At 71.4% G+C, this 15767-nt stretch carries 15 protein-coding genes and 1 pseudogene; 6 read left to right on the forward strand and 10 right to left on the reverse strand.

Features of this window, described 5'->3' with window-relative positions:
• Window positions 1–6: 6 nt before the first annotated feature.
• Together AB5J49_RS04075 and AB5J49_RS04080 are read right to left on the reverse strand one after the other, a co-directional pair.
• Entirely contained in the window at window positions 7–312 is a 306-nt protein-coding gene (locus tag AB5J49_RS04075) for a hypothetical protein (protein WP_369175497.1), read from the reverse strand.
• A gap of 58 nt (window positions 313–370) precedes the next feature.
• Window positions 371–1366: a TIGR01777 family oxidoreductase gene (locus AB5J49_RS04080; RefSeq protein ID WP_369167093.1), complete on the reverse strand. Its 996-nt coding sequence runs from the start codon at window positions 1364–1366 to the stop codon at window positions 371–373.
• Window positions 1367–1556: 190 nt separating this feature from the next.
• Between AB5J49_RS04080 and AB5J49_RS04085 the strand changes: the two are divergent.
• Window positions 1557–2074 (forward strand): annotated as a pseudogene (locus AB5J49_RS04085) (NEW3 domain-containing protein); the annotation flags it as partial.
• A 116-nt stretch (window positions 2075–2190) separates the two neighbouring features.
• Here the strand turns inward: AB5J49_RS04085 and AB5J49_RS04090 are convergent.
• Window positions 2191–3069 (reverse strand): helix-turn-helix transcriptional regulator, encoded by an 879-nt coding sequence (locus tag AB5J49_RS04090; protein WP_369167094.1) that lies wholly within the window; start codon window positions 3067–3069, stop codon window positions 2191–2193.
• 102 nt (window positions 3070–3171) lie between these two features.
• Between AB5J49_RS04090 and AB5J49_RS04095 the strand changes: the two genes are divergently transcribed.
• Window positions 3172–3867, forward strand: a complete 696-nt coding sequence (locus AB5J49_RS04095; protein ID WP_369167095.1) for an SDR family NAD(P)-dependent oxidoreductase — start codon at window positions 3172–3174, stop codon at window positions 3865–3867.
• A 489-nt stretch (window positions 3868–4356) separates the two neighbouring features.
• On the opposite strand, the gene AB5J49_RS04100 is transcribed toward AB5J49_RS04095, so the two are convergent.
• The gene (locus AB5J49_RS04100) at window positions 4357–5310 is read right to left on the reverse strand and encodes an ROK family protein (RefSeq protein ID WP_369167096.1); all 954 of its coding nucleotides are present in this window, start codon (window positions 5308–5310) and stop codon (window positions 4357–4359) included.
• Window positions 5311–5498: 188 nt separating this feature from the next.
• On the opposite strand from AB5J49_RS04100, the gene AB5J49_RS04105 reads away from it, so the two are divergent.
• Both AB5J49_RS04105 and AB5J49_RS04110 read left to right on the forward strand, forming a co-directional pair.
• On the forward strand, window positions 5499–6575 hold the full coding sequence (locus AB5J49_RS04105) for a LacI family DNA-binding transcriptional regulator (RefSeq protein ID WP_369167097.1): 1077 nt from the start codon (window positions 5499–5501) through the stop codon (window positions 6573–6575).
• Window positions 6576–6582: 7 nt separating this feature from the next.
• Window positions 6583–7377, forward strand: coding sequence for a hypothetical protein (locus tag AB5J49_RS04110; protein ID WP_369167098.1), 795 nt, complete (start codon window positions 6583–6585; stop codon window positions 7375–7377).
• On the opposite strand, the gene AB5J49_RS04115 is transcribed toward AB5J49_RS04110, so the two are convergent.
• Together AB5J49_RS04115 and AB5J49_RS04120 are read right to left on the reverse strand one after the other, a co-directional pair.
• Complete coding sequence (locus AB5J49_RS04115; RefSeq protein WP_369167099.1) at window positions 7323–9419, reverse strand: protein kinase; 2097 nt, start codon at window positions 9417–9419, stop codon at window positions 7323–7325. The genes AB5J49_RS04110 and AB5J49_RS04115 overlap by 55 nt on opposite strands.
• Window positions 9420–9523: 104 nt before the next feature.
• Window positions 9524–10828 (reverse strand): aldolase/citrate lyase family protein, encoded by a 1305-nt coding sequence (locus AB5J49_RS04120; RefSeq protein WP_369167100.1) that lies wholly within the window; start codon window positions 10826–10828, stop codon window positions 9524–9526.
• Between the two features lie 205 nt (window positions 10829–11033).
• On the opposite strand from AB5J49_RS04120, the gene AB5J49_RS04125 reads away from it, so the two are divergent.
• Complete coding sequence (locus tag AB5J49_RS04125) at window positions 11034–11942, forward strand: endonuclease/exonuclease/phosphatase family protein (protein WP_369167101.1); 909 nt, start codon at window positions 11034–11036, stop codon at window positions 11940–11942.
• A 58-nt stretch (window positions 11943–12000) separates the two neighbouring features.
• Here the strand turns inward: AB5J49_RS04125 and AB5J49_RS04130 are convergent, their stop codons facing one another.
• The 4 genes from AB5J49_RS04130 to AB5J49_RS04145 all read right to left on the reverse strand — a co-directional run bounded on the left by AB5J49_RS04130 (window position 12001) and on the right by AB5J49_RS04145 (window position 15200).
• Window positions 12001–12963: an electron transfer flavoprotein subunit alpha/FixB family protein gene (locus tag AB5J49_RS04130; RefSeq protein WP_369167102.1), complete on the reverse strand. Its 963-nt coding sequence runs from the start codon at window positions 12961–12963 to the stop codon at window positions 12001–12003.
• Between the two features lie 73 nt (window positions 12964–13036).
• Window positions 13037–13825, reverse strand: coding sequence for an electron transfer flavoprotein subunit beta (locus tag AB5J49_RS04135; RefSeq protein ID WP_369167103.1), 789 nt, complete (start codon window positions 13823–13825; stop codon window positions 13037–13039).
• 242 nt (window positions 13826–14067) lie between these two features.
• On the reverse strand, window positions 14068–14577 hold the full coding sequence (locus AB5J49_RS04140; protein WP_369167104.1) for a flavin reductase family protein: 510 nt from the start codon (window positions 14575–14577) through the stop codon (window positions 14068–14070).
• 209 nt (window positions 14578–14786) lie between these two features.
• Window positions 14787–15200, reverse strand: coding sequence for a thioredoxin family protein (locus AB5J49_RS04145; RefSeq protein ID WP_274236838.1), 414 nt, complete (start codon window positions 15198–15200; stop codon window positions 14787–14789).
• 76 nt (window positions 15201–15276) lie between these two features.
• Between AB5J49_RS04145 and AB5J49_RS04150 the strand changes: the two genes are divergently transcribed.
• A complete protein-coding gene (locus AB5J49_RS04150) occupies window positions 15277–15693 on the forward strand; it encodes a DUF4395 domain-containing protein (RefSeq protein WP_369167105.1) in 417 nt (138 codons plus the stop codon).
• Window positions 15694–15767 lie beyond the last annotated feature (74 nt).

The following is a 15767-nucleotide window of genomic DNA, read 5'->3' on the forward strand; positions in this document are numbered from 1 at the left end:
TGCTCGTCAGCGCTTCTTTCCGTGGGGGGCGTTGTTCACGGCCCGGTCCGTTTCGCGGTTGATGGCCGTGCCGACGGTGTCCAGGGCCCGGTCCACGCTGATCCCGGCGACCTTGGTCTGACCGCCCGTGTTGAGCCCGCCGAGCTTGCTCTGACCACCCATGTCCAGGCCGCCGACCTTGGGCTGACCACCGGTGTCGGGCAGCCCGGCGGCGGGAGACCCGGTGCCGGGGGCACCCGAGAGTTCGGCCGAGTGGGACGGAGTGACCGCCGCGACGACGAATCCGGTGGCGAGGGAGGCGATGGCAAGCATGCTGCGCTTCTTCATGGCCGGTTCAACTGCGAAACGGACCGTGGAGTCACGCCCCACCTCAGGACAATCGGGACAGTGCGGGAGTCTGGGGCCCGGTCCACCGCCGGTGGACCCGGCGCAGCCGCACGCGCTGCGCGAGGTCGGCGGCCGCTTCCGGCCATCGGGCGTACTCGAAGCCGAACCCCTCGTCGAGCAGTCGGCCGGGGACGACGCGTCGGCTCTTGAGGAGGAGCTCGGTGTCCGAGCGCAGTGCGAACGCGCCGATCTCTGCCATCCATTTCGTCGCGGGCAGGCCCAGGGGGACACCCCACGCGGAGCGAAGCGCCCGCATGAACGCTCGCTGCGGCAACGGTTCAGGGGCGGCGAGGTTCACCGGTCCGGTGAGGTCCTCCCGGTCGACCAGGAAGTCGACCGCGCGCACGAAGTCGCGGTCGTGGATCCAGGAGACGTACTGTGCGCCGCCCGCGACGGGGCCGCCGAGGCCGAGGCGCGCCAGCCCCAGCAGGACGTCGAACACGCCGCCGCGGTCGGGGCTCATCACCATGGCGGAGCGCAGGGCGACCTTCCGGGTGTGCGGCGTGTCGGCCTCCTCCTGTGCCCGCTCCCAGGCCCTGGCGATCCGCACGCTGTAGCCCCAGTAGTCCGGCACATCGGGCTCGCTGCCGCCGATGGCGCCCCTCGCCTCGTCGTTGGGCGCGTCGAAGCGGTGGGAGTAGACGGTGGCCGTGCTCATCTGCAGCCAGACCCGGGGCGGCCGGGCGGCGTGCGCGATCGCCTCGCCCACGACCTCGGTGGAGCGCACCCGCGAATCCATCATGGCCTGGAGATTGGACGCGGTGTAGCGGCAGCTGACGCTGCGGCCGGCCAGGTTGATCACAATGTCGCTGCCGTCGATCACCTCGGCCCATTGACCCAATGTCTCACCGTCCCATCGGACTTCCCCATGCCGCGTGGGCCGTCTGGTCAGGACGACGACGTCGTGGCCCGCGGCGGTCAGCGCGCGGTTCAGGATGGTGCCCACCTGCCCGGTTCCCCCGGGGATCACTATCTTCATCGACTCCCCCATCTCGTGTGGACACGACCCTACCCCAGATGTTGAACATGTTCAAAAAGAATCCCCACCCCTCCGAGCCCCTCAGAACCCCCCAGGACTACGCACGCCCCCGCTCGGCTTCCCGCACGGTCCGACAGCCCCCTACCGTCACCCCCGCCATGACGCGCACATGGCGTCATCCCACCTTTGCCGGCCCATCGTGGACAGCATCTGCGAATGAGGCGAGAACAAGCCCTGCCAATGGGCGGCCGACGTCGGTCATCTGTGGCGCACGACCGGTGGCATCAGCGCCAACTGGGACTCGATGCCGTCGATCCTGAAGAGGAACCTGCCGCTCGCGCCGTACGCGGGCCCCGGCCACTGGAGCGACCCGGACATGCTGGAGGTCGGCAACGGCGGCATGACGCCCACCGAGTACCCCTCGCACTTCTCGATGTGGGCGATCATGGCCGCCCAACTCCTCATCGGCTCCGACCTGCGCTCGGCTTCCGAGGCGGCCTTGGACATCCTCGGCAACCGCGAGGTCGTCGCGGTCGACCAGCACCCGCCGGCCGTCGAACTCGGCCTGGACGACAGCTCGTTGGTCGAGGCGGGCCACTCGGCGGAACTGACGTCGACGGTCACCGACCTCGGGCGTACGTCGGCCAAGCGGGTGTCTGTCACGCTGACCGGGCCTAGGGGTGGGCCGTCCGAGCGACGTCACCGACGGGGTATCGGGGACAGATGAGGGCCGGTCCGGTCGGAGCGCGCGATCACCGGTGCTCCATGCACGCCCACGATGGCCTGACCTCTGGCGGCTGGACGGGGTCCGGCCGTCCCGATGGTTACGGTGTGGAGAACAGGCTGGGTCCCGGAGGCGCGGGGCCGTCGGCGCGGACGCCGTTCGTGACCCGCAGGAACTCCAGCTTTTCCGCATCGGCGGAACCCGCGGCCACCGTGTAGACGACGAGGCGGACGTCGCAGCCCGGGACGGTGAGCACGTCGCAGTCGCACGTCACCTCACCGACCTGGGGGTGCACGATGGTTTTTCGGGCCGAGACGTGGGGACCGACCGCGCCCTCGTCCCACAGGCGGGTGAACTCCGCACTGGTGGAGCGCAGTTCCTCGACGAGGTCGATCAGTCCACGGTCACGGGGGTAGCTGACGAGGGCCGTGCGCAGGTCGGCGACGAGGGCGAGTTTCAGGGCGTCGCCGTCCTGGAGCACGGGCCAGGCCGCGAGCCGGCCGGGCCCTGTGGCGAAGACCGCCCGTGCCAGGTTGCGCTCGTCGTGGGTCCGTGCGCTGGGGTCGCCCAGCAGTACTGCCCATGCGGGGGTCCAGGACAGCAGGGTCCAGTCGGCGCTGAACACGCCCGCGGGGAAGTCCCCGAGGCGAGCCAGCATCCGCTGGCCCCCCGCTGGAACATGCGTGGAGATCGTCCCCTCCTGGGGAGGCAGGAGGCCGGCCAGCCGGTAGGCGTGATCGCGCTCCATGGGCTGCAGCTGCAGTGCCCTGGCCAGGCTCGCGACGACCTGCGCCGAAGGGCTCGTGGCGCGCCCCTGTTCCAGCCGCACCACATAGTCGACCGACAGCCCTGCGAGCTCGGCCAGTTCCTCGCGTCGCAACCCCACCGCACGCCGTCCGGGCCGCGAAGTGCGCCCGACGTCGAGGGGAGAAAGCCGGTCGCGCCAGCGGCGCAATGCCGTGCCAAGAGTCTCGTCCACTCGACCATTGTGTCCACCGGACAGCCGTTGTGCCTGGTACTGGCGGTCCTACCGTCGCAGAGGGCACTGGTTGTCCTCTCTGCACGGGCCGAGTGTGGACGCATGACCACAACATTCATCACCGGAGCCAACAAGTCCCTCGGGTACGAGACCGCCCGCCGCTTGATCGAGGCCGACCACACCGTCCTCATCGGCGCTCGCGATCCAGAGCGCGGCCAGGCGGCCGCCAACGCACTCGGCGCCCGTTTCGTCCACATCGACGTGACCGACGACGCGTCGGTCGCCGCGGCCGCCGCCGACATCACGGCTCGCGAGGGCGGCATCGACGTCCTGATCAACAACGCCGGTGTCTTCGGGCCACACATCCCCGCCGACCAGCTCACTGCCGCCGACGCGTCCGCGGTGTTCGAGGTCAATGTCGTGGGGATCGTCCGGGTGACGCACGCGTTCCTGCCGCTGCTGCGCAAGTCCGCGAGCCCGGTGATCGTCAATGTGTCGAGCGGCATGGGGTCGTTCGCGGCCACCCATGACGCCGGGCGCGTCGAGTCGAGGAACCTCGCGCCGCTCTACACGGCGTCGAAGGCTGCCGTAACCATGCTGACCACGCAGTACGCGAAGTCCTGGCCGGACGTGAAGGTGAACGCGGCTGACCCGGGCTACACCGCGACCGACTTCAACGGACACAGCGGCCCGCAGACGGTGACCGAGGGCACCGACGCGATCGTCGAACTCGCCACCATCGGCGCGGACGGACCGACCGGAACCTTCCGCGACCGTCACGGTGAGATGGCCTGGTGACCCACCCCTGAATCCGGGACGTGCCCGGCACGGACGAGGACCCCAGAGTGCGGCCGCAAGGCAATGGGTTGCGATCCGGCCCCTCTCGGGACCGGGCCGCACCCCGGCCGCCCCCACAAGGCTGAGCCGACCGTGGGCTGGAGCACCCCGCAGCCCGCAGCCCGCTCCAACCGCCAGCCTCAATAAGCCGCCGTGCCGCATGAGTTGCTGAGCGCCGAACCTCGGCCGGCCGACGGAGGTCCGGCCGAGGTCCGGCCGACGTGAGGATCGGCGTGATGACACGCGGCCGACTCAACTCAACTCAATCAACTCGACCCGCCTCGCCCCGCACCAGCCACCGCCCCCGCGGCCACTCAGCTCCCAGCAGCCCACCCGATCCGATGTGCGGTCTCCCGGCCCCCCGAGCTCCCGGCCCCCCGCTCACCCGCGCCCAGCCGCCCCCACCCGCCCCATTCCGCCGAGTGAACGTTCCTGCCCTACCCCGCGCCCTCACACCCCCGCCGCAGTCGCCCCCGCCTTCCCCGCGAGGGCGGCCGCGGCGGCGCCCACCAGGCCGGCGTCCGTGCCCATCTGGGCCGGCGTGATCGTCAGGCGCTGGACGAAGGACAGGGTGGCGTAGTCGGTCAGTGCCTTGCGGAGCGGCGTGAAGAGGACGTCGCCCGCCTTGCCCACTCCCCCGCCGATCACGGCGATGTCGATCTCGACGAGGGTCGCGGTGGCCGCGATACCGGCGGCCAGGGCCTGCGCGGCCCGCTCGAAGGAGGCCACGGCCACCGGGTCGCCGGACCGCGCGGCGGCGGCCACCGCGGCGGCGGACGTGTCGCCGTCCGGGCCGGGCCGCCAGCCATTCTCGAGTGCCCGTCGGGCGATGTTGGGGCCGCTCGCGATGCGCTCCACGCAGCCGCGCGAACCGCACGGGCACGGGTCGCCGTCGAGGTCGACGCTGATGTGACCGATGTGGCCCGCGTTGCCGGTGGGGCCGGGGTGCAACCGGCCGTTCAGCACCAGACCGCCGCCGACACCGGTGGAGACGACCATGCAGAGCGCGTTGTCGTGGCCCCGAGCCGCCCCCTGCCAGTGTTCGGCCGCCGTGATGGCCACACCGTCGCCGATCAGCTCCACGGGCAGACCGCCGGCCGCTTCCCGGACCCGCCGGACCAGCGGATAGTCGCGCCAGCCGGGCACGTTCACCGGACTCACGGTGCCCGCGGAGGCGTCCACCGGTCCCGCGCTGCCGATACCGAGGGCGGTCGCGCGCTCCCACAGGGGCGACGCGGTGAGCTCGCCGACGACCTCCTCGACGGCCCGCATCACCGTCTCGCCGTCCTCCCGCGCAGGCGTCGCGCGCTGGGCCCGGACCGCGATCGTGCCGTGGCCGTCCACCAGCGCTCCGGCGATCTTGGTGCCGCCGATGTCGAGCGCAGCCACGAGGTCGGTGTGCATCAGTGTCAGTTCTCCCCGTCAACCATTCGGATCTCCCCGTCAACCACGGGAAATGGGCGAACCGGTCTCGCGGTGGGGGCGCAGGCCGGAGATTGCGGTGGACAGTGTCTCCCGGATCTGACAACGTTGTCCAGGCTCTATGCTCGACGCCACATCCTCATACAAACCCATGGACCGACGCATCCCCCGTGGACGACAGGACAGGAATCCGCATCGTGCCCGAGACCATCCGCCGATCCGACCGCCTCTCCGAGAACCGCTACGGCAACCGTCCGACCATGAAGGACGTAGCGGCGCGTGCCGGAGTCGGCCTGAAGACCGTCTCGCGCGTGGTCAACGGGGAGCCGGGCGTCACCCCGGAGACGGAGCGCCGCGTCCAGGAGGCCATCGACGCCCTGGGCTTCCGCCGCAACGACAGCGCGCGGGTGCTGCGCAAGGGCCGTACGGCGAGTGTCGGTCTGGTCCTGGAGGATCTCGCGGACCCCTTCTACGGCCCGCTCAGCCGGGCGGTCGAGGAGGTCGCCCGCGCACACGGCGCGCTGCTCATCAACGGCTCCAGCGCCGAGGACCCGGACCGCGAGCAGGAGCTGGCGCTGGCCCTGTGCGCGCGGCGGGTGGACGGGCTGGTGATCATTCCCGCCGGTGACGACCACCGGTACCTGGAGCCCGAGCTGAAGGCGGGCGTCGCCACCGTGTTCGTCGACCGTCCCGCCGGGAAGATCGACGCCGACTGCGTCCTGTCCGACAACTACGGCGGCGCCCGTGACGGCGTCGCCCATCTCATCGCCCACGGACACCGCCGGATCGGCTTCATCGGCGACATGCCCCGCATCCACACGGCCGCCGAGCGGCTGCGCGGCTATCGGGCCGCCATGGAGGACGCGGGCATACCGGTGGAGGACTCCTGGATGTCCCTGGGTGTCACCGACCCGGAGCGGGTACGCCGGGCGGCCGAGGAGATGCTCACCGGCCCCTCCCCCGTCACCGCGGTCTTCGCGGGCAACAACCGGGTGACGGTCACCGTGATCCGGGTCCTGGCCGAGCAGGCCCGCCGCGTCGCCCTCGTCGGCTTCGACGACATCGAACTCGCCGACCTGCTGCAGCCGGGCGTCACCGTCGTCGCCCAGGACGCGGCGGCGATCGGCCGAACCGCCGCCGAGCGCCTGTTCCGGCAGCTGGACGGCACCCTGGTCGCCCCGGAACGCATCGAGCTGCCGACGCGGCTGATCACCCGCGGCTCGGGCGAGCTGCCGCCGGCGGACTGAGCGGCCCGTGGAGGACCGCACACTCGAGGCGCAGGGCCTGGCCGAGGCGCCGCGCGAGCATCCCCTGCTCTACCCGGGCGCGTGGCCAAAGGAGTCCGGCCTCCTCGACGGGGATCGACTGCTGCCCCTCGACCGCCTGGTGTACGACGACCGAGCGCCGGTTCTCGCGGTCGGCTCCAACGCCTGTCCGGGCCAGCTTCGGCACAAGATGGCCGAGTTCGGGATCACGGCTCCCATCCCGATGGTGAAGGCGCGGGTGACGGGCATCGAGGTCGGCGTCTCCGCGCATGTGAGCCGTATGGGATACGTGTCGGCCTCCCCCTTCGACGCACCGTCCGTCGTACGGGAGTTGTTCCTCACCTGGCTCGACGCCGAGCAGCTCGCGGTGATCGACGCGAGTGAGGGAGTGCCCCTGCCGAACGGCAACTACAGCCGCGCCTGGCTGACCGCACCCGGGGTCCGGATCGTCCTGGCGGACGGCACGGCGCTCCCGGGCGCCTTCGCGTACGTCAACCGCCACGGGGTGCTGCATGACGGGAACGGCGTGCCTCGCACCCACCCGGGTCAGCGGGCCCTGCTCACCGAACTCCTCGGGGCGTCGGCCCGTTTTAGACAGCTGTTCGGGGTCACGCCCGAGGAGTTCGTCGCGCGGGCACGCGCCGACGCGCTGTTGTGCGCGCGAGGCACCCGGCTGTTGGCGGAGGAGGAACTGGTGACGGTCTCCGGCCTGGAGAAGTACGTACGGGTTCAGCAGACCGGGAGTCCGGGCACCGGCTCGTCGTTGTTGCCGCCCTCGATGTAGACGTCGCTGATGAAGACGTTGGTGTTGCCGCTGTCGTCGTCCGTCTTGGCCCACCAGACGTTGGTCCACTCGCCGGATGTCTCGCGGCGGCCCAGATTCTGCTGGCAGTAGAAGTAGTTGGTGCCCGCGTTGAGGACGCCGACCTCGGTGCCGGAGGCGGTGTACGACTTGGCTTGCTTCCAGACCTGGCAGTTGTACTTGCCGCCGCCGATGGAGGAGCAGGACGCGGTCGGTGTGGTGCTGCCCCCGCCGGTGCTGCCGCCCCCGCCCGTGGTTCCGCCGCCGCCCGTCGTACCGCCGTCTCCGGAGCCGCCGCCCGTGGTACCGCCGTTGGTGCCACCGCCGTCCGCGGTCTTGGTCGGGGACGAGGTGGTGGGCCGGTCGGCGGGCTCGGCCTCGGCCGTGCGGCTCGGGCTCTTCGTCGCGCCGGGGGTCTTCTCGTCGTCGCCCGTCTCGGCGAGGCCGGAGTCACCCGACCGATCGGCGTCGGGGCTGCCGGTCGCCGGGGCGGACGCGTCCCCGGCGGTGACGGACGACGTGGCCTGCGCCTCGGCCTTGGTGTCGCCCTTGTCGTTCAGCAGGGCGACCGCGCCGCCGGCCGCCGCGAGGACGACAGTCACGGCCGCGGCGGCGAGCAGGGCGCGGCCCTTGCGTCGGGTGGGCGCGGCGGCGGACGTGACCATGGGGCCGGTGGCGTCCGGGTCCTGTGGCGGCGCGGTGGGGTTGCCGTAGGCGTGGGGGGCGGACGGCATCGGTGTGCTGCCGTACGGCGATGCGGTCGGCTGCCCCGGGGTGCCGTGTCCGTGCATGGCTGAGCCAGGATGGCCGACGGCGCCGAAGCCCTGAGCGGGCGGCGTGCCTTGTCCAGCAGTGGCGGACCCTTGTGTGCCCTGCGCGCCCTGTCGGGCAGTCCCGAAGCGCGGTGCCCCGGGCAGGTCCGACGCGGGCACACCCTGCTCCGGCGTGTCCGAGCCCTGAGCGCCAGGCGCACTCTGCCCCTGGCCGCCGTACGCCTGCCCGGCGGGCCCTGCCATTCCGGGCGCCCCGGGTCCCGGGCCGTGCGGACCCGCTGCCTCCGGTGGCCCGCCGACCGGCGGCGCCGACGGAACGCCGGGCTCCGTCTCCTCCCGCGCGGGCCCGGCGCCCGCCGGTCCCCGCAGCGTGGCCGTCTGCGAGTCGGTGCCGCCCGACTCCGCCACCGCCTGCAGGAGTGCCCGCGCCTCGCCGGCCTCGGGGCGGGACTCGGGTCGCTTGTCCATCAGCCGCTGCAGGACGGGGCCGAGCGGCCCGGCGCGGCGGGGTTCCGGCAGCGGCTCGGTGACGATCGCGGTGAGCGTGGAGAACGTCGACGTACGGCGGAAGGGCGCGGCGCCCTCGACGGCCGCGTACAGCGTGGCGCCCAGGGCCCATACGTCGGAGGAGGGGCCCGGTTCGACGCCCTGGGCGCGCTCGGGGGCCAAGTAGTCGAGGGAACCGACGAGTGCGCCGGTGCGGGTGAGGTTGGTGACCTCGCCGTCGCCCGGGTCCTCCATGGCGGCGATGCCGAAGTCGGTCAGGACCACGCGGCCGGAACGGTCGAGCAGGATGTTGCCCGGCTTCACGTCACGGTGCAGGACGCCGGCCGCGTGGGCGGCGGCCAGTGCCTCCATGACCTTGGCGCCGATGCCGGCCGCTTCGCGCGGGTCGAGGGTGCCGCGCTCGCGCAGCACGTCGTCCAGGGACGGGCCGTCGACCAGCTCCATGACGATCAGCGGGCGTCCGTCGACCTCGGTGACGTCGTGCACCGCCACGACTCCGGGATGCCGCACCCGGGCCGCCGCCCGCGCCTCGCGCTGCATTCGCAGCCGCAGATCCGCGAGTTCGGGTCCGTCGGCATCGGTGTAGGTGCGCAGCTCCTTGACTGCGACCTCGCGGCCGAGGACCTCGTCGAGGGCCCGCCAGACCACGCCCATGCCGCCGCGCCCGAGCTGCGCCACGACGCGATAACGCCCGGCCAGCAGCCGACCGGCCTCGTCCGTCTGTCCGTACTCCCCCGAAGACACCGCTGCCCCGTTCCTGTGACACCTGTGACTGGTCAATGTGTGCCGTACAGACTACGGGGCAGGGGTGACAACGCCGGCGGGTGGTAGCGGCTGTGACCGGTCCGCTACTTGGCGGAGACCGTCAGATCGCCGCGCCGGGGCGCCGCGAATCCCTCCAGATCGGCACGGGTCAGACCGGTCAGCCGGGCGACCTCGGCGATGTCGAGGGCGCCGCAGTCCAGGCCGCGCAGCAGATAGCCGCCGAGGGCCTTGGCGGTGGCGGGCTCGTCCATGACGTCGCCGCCGACCCGGCCCGCGTACCGGGCGAGCCGGGCGGCCGCCTGCTCGAAGCCCTCGCGGTAGAAGGCGAAGACGGCCGCGTACCGGGTCGGGATGTGGCCGGGGTGCATGTCCCAGCCCTGGTAGTAGGCGCGGGCCAGGGCGCGGCGGGTGAGGCCGTAGTGCAGGCGCCAGGCGTCGTGGACCTTGGCGGTCGGGCCGACCGGCAGGACGTTCGTCGAGCCGTCCGAGACGCGTACGCCGGTGCCCGCCGCCGCGACCTGCATGATCGCCTTGGCGTGGTCGGCGGCCGGGTGGTCGCTGGCCTGGTAGGCGGCGGAGACGCCGAGGCAGGCGCTGTAGTCGAAGGTGCCGTAGTGCAGGCCCGTGGCTCGGCCCTCGGCGGCCTGGATCATCCGGGCGACGGTGGCGGTGCCGTCGGTGGCGAGGATGGACTGACTGGTCTCGATCTGGATCTCGAAGCCGATCCGGCCGGGCTCGAGCCCGCGCGCCTTCTCGAACTCCTCCAGGAGCCGGACCATGGCAGCGACCTGCTCGGCGTACGTCACCTTCGGCAGGGTGAGCACCAGCCCGTCGGGCAGGCCGACGGCCTCCATCAGGCCGGTGAGGAAGATGTCGAGGGTGCGGATGCCCCGGTCACGTACGGGCGCCTCCATGCACTTCATGCGGATGCCCATGTACGGCGCCGCCGTGCCGTTCTCGTACGCCTCGGCGATCAGCCGTGCCGCGCGGGCGGCCGCCTCGTCCTCCTCGGTGTCGGGGCGGGGGCCGTACCCGTCCTCGAAGTCGACGCGCAGGTCCTCGATGGGCTCGCGCTCCAGCTTGGCGCGCACGCGCGCGTGGACGGGCTCGGCGAGTTCGTCGGACAGGCCGAGGACGGCGGCGAAGGACGCGGCGTCCGGGGCGTGTTCGTCGAGGGCTGCGAGTGCCTGGTCGCCCCAGGAACGGATGGTGTCGGCGGCGAAGACGTCGCCGGGGACGTAGACGGTGTGGACGGGCTGGCGTCCGCCGGGGTCTCCGGGGTAGCGGCGCTCCAGCTCGGCGTCGACCGGCGCGAGGGAGGCGCTGATCTCCTCGCTGACGGCGCCCGCGAGGCTCGTCGCCACCTTCTCCTGCTGGCCCTGACCCATCCCGCATCCTCCTGATTTCCGCTATACGAAATCAACATTCCGTAGAACGAAGTTATCCGGGGACCTTCCCCCTGGTCAACACCGTGTCCACGGGGAGTCACTCCACCATCTCGCCATGTTCACGCCCATCTCAGGACGCGGTATCACCCTTCCATACGCACGCCCCGCACGACTCGCCCGGCAGTTCCCACCGAAGGAGCCCGAAGTGCCGAACCACAGCCGAGTCACGCGCCGTCTGGGCCTGAAGGCCGCGTTAGCCGCGGCGGTCACCGCGCCCCTCTCCAGTACAGCACTGTCCGCCTCGTCCGCCTCGGCGGGCGAACGCCCGGCCCGCCGGCGCCTCCAGGCCATGTCCTTCAACCTGCGCTTCGCGAGCACCACCGAGCCCAACAGCTGGGCCGTGCGCAGACCGGTGATGCGCGAGCTGCTGCGCCAGGAGGCCCCGCATGTCATCGGCACCCAGGAGGGCGTCTTCTCGCAGCTGCTCGACATCGACTCCGACCTCGGCCCGCACTACGACTGGGTGGGCACCGGCCGACTGCACGGCAGCAGCGACGAATCCATGGCGATCTTCTACGACTCCCGCCGCGTCCGTCCGACCGCGTACGACCACTTCTGGCTCTCCGACACGCCGAACACGATCGGCTCCAACACCTGGGGCGCGGCCTTCGCCCGCATGGTCACCTGGGTCCGCTTCCGCGATCTGGCCGACGGCGGCCGGGAGTTCTACGTCCTCAACACCCACTTCGACCATGTGAGCCAGTACGCGCGCGAGCGCAGCGCCTCCCTCATCGCGCAGCGGATCGCCGGGTTCGACCGCGCCCTGCCGGTCGTGGTGACGGGGGACTTCAATGTCGCCGCCCACAAGAACACGGTGTACGACACGCTGCTCGGCGCCGGTCTCGTCGACACCTGGGACTCCGCGCCCGAGCGCAGCGCGCTGTACGCGACCTTCCACGGCTACAAGCCACTGACGCCGAACGGCGACCGTATCGACTGGATCCTGTCCACGCCCGGCGTGACGGCGCACCGGGCGGCGATCAACACGTTCTCGGACGGCGGCCAGTTCCCGAGCGACCACCTGCCCGTGCAGGCGTTCCTGAGCCTGGGATGACACGAGGCCCCCGTGACCGCCGGACGGTCACGGGGGCCTCGTTCAGCCCGGGGCGGGATCAGCCCTTGCGGGTCTTGATCTCCTCGGTCAGGGCCGGGACGACGTCGAAGAGGTCGCCGACCACGCCGTAGTCGACCAGGTCGAAGATCGGGGCCTCGGCGTCCTTGTTGATCGCCACGATCGTCTTCGAGGTCTGCATACCGGCGCGGTGCTGGATCGCGCCGGAGATGCCCGAGGCGATGTACAGCTGCGGCGACACGCTCTTGCCGGTCTGGCCGACCTGGTTGGTGTGCGGGTACCAGCCTGCGTCCACCGCGGCACGCGAGGCACCGACGGCCGCGCCGAGGGAGTCGGCCAGGGCCTCGATGATCGCGAAGTTCTCCGCGCCGTTGACGCCACGGCCACCGGAGACCACGATCGCGGCCTCGGTCAGCTCCGGACGACCGGTCGACTCACGCGGCGTGCGGCCGGTGACCTTGGTGCCGGTGGCCTGGGCGGAGAAGGTGACGGACAGGGCCTCGACCGCACCGGCGGCCGGGGCGGCCTCGACGGCAGCGCTGTTCGGCTTGACCGTGATGACCGGAGTGCCCTTGGAGACACGGGACTTGGTGGTGAAGGACGCGGCGAACACCGACTGGGTGGCCACCGGGCCCTCGTCGCCGGCCTCCAGGTCGACGGCGTCGGTGATGATGCCGGAGCCGATGCGCAGCGCCAGACGCGCGGCGATCTCCTTGCCCTCGGCGGAGGACGGCACCAGCACGGCGGCCGGGGAGACGGCCTCGACGGCGGCCTGCAGGGCGTCCACCTTCGGGACGACCAGGTAGTCGGCGTACTCGGCGGCCTCGTGGGTGAGGACCTTGACCGCGCCGTGCTCGGCGAGCGCGGCGGCGGTGTCGGCGGCGCCGTTGCCCAGCGCCACGGCGACCGGCTCGCCGACGCGGCGGGCCAGGGTCAGCAGCTCCAGGGTGGGCTTGCGGACGGCACCGTCCACGTGGTCGACGTAGACGAGAACTTCAGCCATGGGATTGCTCTCCTGCGGATTGCGAAGTCTGAGGGGCGGTAAGAGGGTTGAGCCTCAAGCGGGCCAGAGACCCTTAGATGAACTTCTGGCTCGCGAGGAACTCAGCAAGCTGCTTGCCGCCCTCGCCCTCGTCCTTGACGATCGTGCCGGCGCTGCGGGCCGGGCGCGCGGCCGCGGCGTCGACGACGGTGTAGGCACCCTCGAGACCGACCTCCTCGGCCTCGATGTCCAGGTCGGACAGGTCCCAGGACTCCACCGGCTTCTTCTTGGCGGCCATGATGCCCTTGAAGGACGGGTAGCGCGCCTCGCCCGACTGGTCGGTGACCGACACGACGGCCGGCAGGGAGGCCTCGAGCTGCTCGGAGGCGGCGTCGCCGTCCCGGCGGCCCTTGACCGTGCCGTCCTCGACGGAGACCTCGGACAGCAGGGTGACCTGCGGGACGCCCAGACGCTCGGCCAGCAGGGCCGGTACGACGCCCATGGTGCCGTCGGTGGAGGCCATGCCGGAGATCACCAGGTCGTAGCCGGCCTTCTCGATCGCCTTGGCCAGCACCAGCGAGGTACCCAGCGCGTCGGTGCCGTGCAGGTCGTCGTCCTCGACGTGGACGGCCTTGTCGGCACCCATGGACAGCGCCTTGCGCAGCGCGTCCTTGGCGTCCTCCGGGCCCACCGTCAGAACGGTGATCTCCACGTCGTCGTCGGAGTTCTCGGAGATCTGCAGCGCCTGCTCGACCGCGTACTCGTCGAGCTCGGAGAGCAGACCGTCCACGTCGTCCCGGTCGACGGTCAGGTCATCGGCGAAGTGCCGGTCGCCAGTGGCGTCGGGCACGTACTTCACGGTGACAACGATCCTCAAGCTCACGCCGGCTCTCCTACTGCGTCGACATTTCTCTGCTGCCTACTTGCAGGCAGCATAGGCGCCCCAAGTGGCCGTTCCCGCTCGGAACGACCCGCGCTCCGAGCGAAATATTACTCGTCAGTACACCCAGTTCGTTCCCGCTAAGCAAGCGCTTTGAACTGTGACCTTTGCAACGCAGCGTAATCGGAATCCGACGGCTTCGCAGAACGATGGAAGGCCGGTTCGGTCACATCGGTGCGGTGAGGTCAGTCACGCAGGCCGTTGAACCGGCCCTGGTGATACACCAGCGGACGTCCGGGGCCGGCGGGGTCACCGAGGAGGACCTCGGCCAGCACGATGCGGTGATCACCCGCGGGCACACGCCCCACGATCCGGCACACCATCCAGGCGAGGACGTCGTCGAGGACGGGGACGCCTTCGGGGCCCTCGCGCCAGGCCGTGGGCGCGCCGAAACGGTCGGCGCCGCTGCGGGCGAAGGTGGCCGCCAGGTCCTGTTGGTGCTCGCCGAGTATGTGGATACCGACGTGGTCCGTCGTGGCTATCGCCGGCCAGCTGGAGGCGCCGGTGCCGACGCCGAAGGAAAGCATCGGGGGCTCGGCGGAGACGGAGGTGAGGGAGGTGGCGGTGAAGCCGACCGGGCCCGTCTCGCCGCGGGCGGTGATCACCGCCACTCCGGCCGCGTGGCGCCGGAAGACGGAGCGGAGCAGGTCGGGAGAGGCGAGCTGGGTGGTGCCGAGGCCGGACGTGGCCGTCATGGAGTTGTCCTTCTGCGAGGGGAGATGTGCGGGTCCGTGGCCGTTCAACAGCCCGGACAGCGCGCGCTCGCGGTGCGGGCCAGGTCGACATGGGCCCGGCCGAAGAGAAGGAGTTCCTCAGGCATACGGTCAGACTGACGATAGGTGGCACACACAGTCAAGTGGGTTCCGGGATGTGGGAGATGACTCACCCTCGGCATCACGGCCCCTCAGACCGCTTCGCCCAGTGCGGCGATGACGTCCGCCTTGCGCGGCTGACCGGTGGCCCGCCGTACGACGTTGCCGTCGGCGTCGAGGACCAGCACGGTCGGCGTCTTGAGGATGTCGAGCCGGCGTACGAGGTCCAGATTGTCCTCGGCGTCGATCTCGACGTGGGTCACGCCCGGGACCATGCCGGCCACCTCGCCGAGCACGCGCCGGGTGGCCCGGCACGGTGCGCAGAAGGTGCTGGAGAACTGCACGAGGGTGGCGCGCTCGCCCAGCGCCTCGCCCAACTCGGCCGCCCCGAGCCGCTTTCCGTCGTCCCGCCCGCGCACCCGTACTCTCCCGCTCCGCCGCTGATGCAGCACTCCGTACGCGCTCGCCGCGACGAGCACCACCACGCACACCACAAGTCCGGTCATCACCCTGCTCAACCCTTCACGAGACTGCAAAGATTCCCGACTCCCCGAAGCCTGTCCGATGCGGAATGCTTGATTCATGGACATCGACGTGAGGGGGCCGCGCTTCGGGGCGGCCGTGACGACCGTGGTACTGGCGGTCGTTCTGGTCACCGGGAGCGCTTGGCTGCTGGCCTGGCAGACGCTGGCGTTCGCCCTGGGCGCGGCGGGCGGGGTGGGCCGTTCGCCGTACGGCTGGCTGTTCCGCAAGGCCGTACGCCCCCGGATCGGGCCGCCGACCGAGTTCGAGGCACCGGAACCGCCGCGGTTCGCACAGGCGGTGGGGCTGGTCTTCGCGGGCATCGGACTGGCCGGGTACGCACTCGGGCCGGACTGGCTGGCGCTGGCCGCGACCGGGGCCGCGCTCGCGGCGGCCTTCCTGAACGCCGCCTTCGGTTACTGCCTGGGGTGCGAGATGTACCTGCTCGTGCGAAGGGTGACGGTGCGCGCGGAGTAAAGGCGGCTTCAAAATCCGAGGTGGATCATGGGGTGGACGTGACGAGGATCTCGCCATTCACCGGCACTTGGGCT

It is taken from the genome of Streptomyces sp. R28 (assembly GCF_041052385.1).
GTDB lineage: Bacteria > Actinomycetota > Actinomycetes > Streptomycetales > Streptomycetaceae > Streptomyces.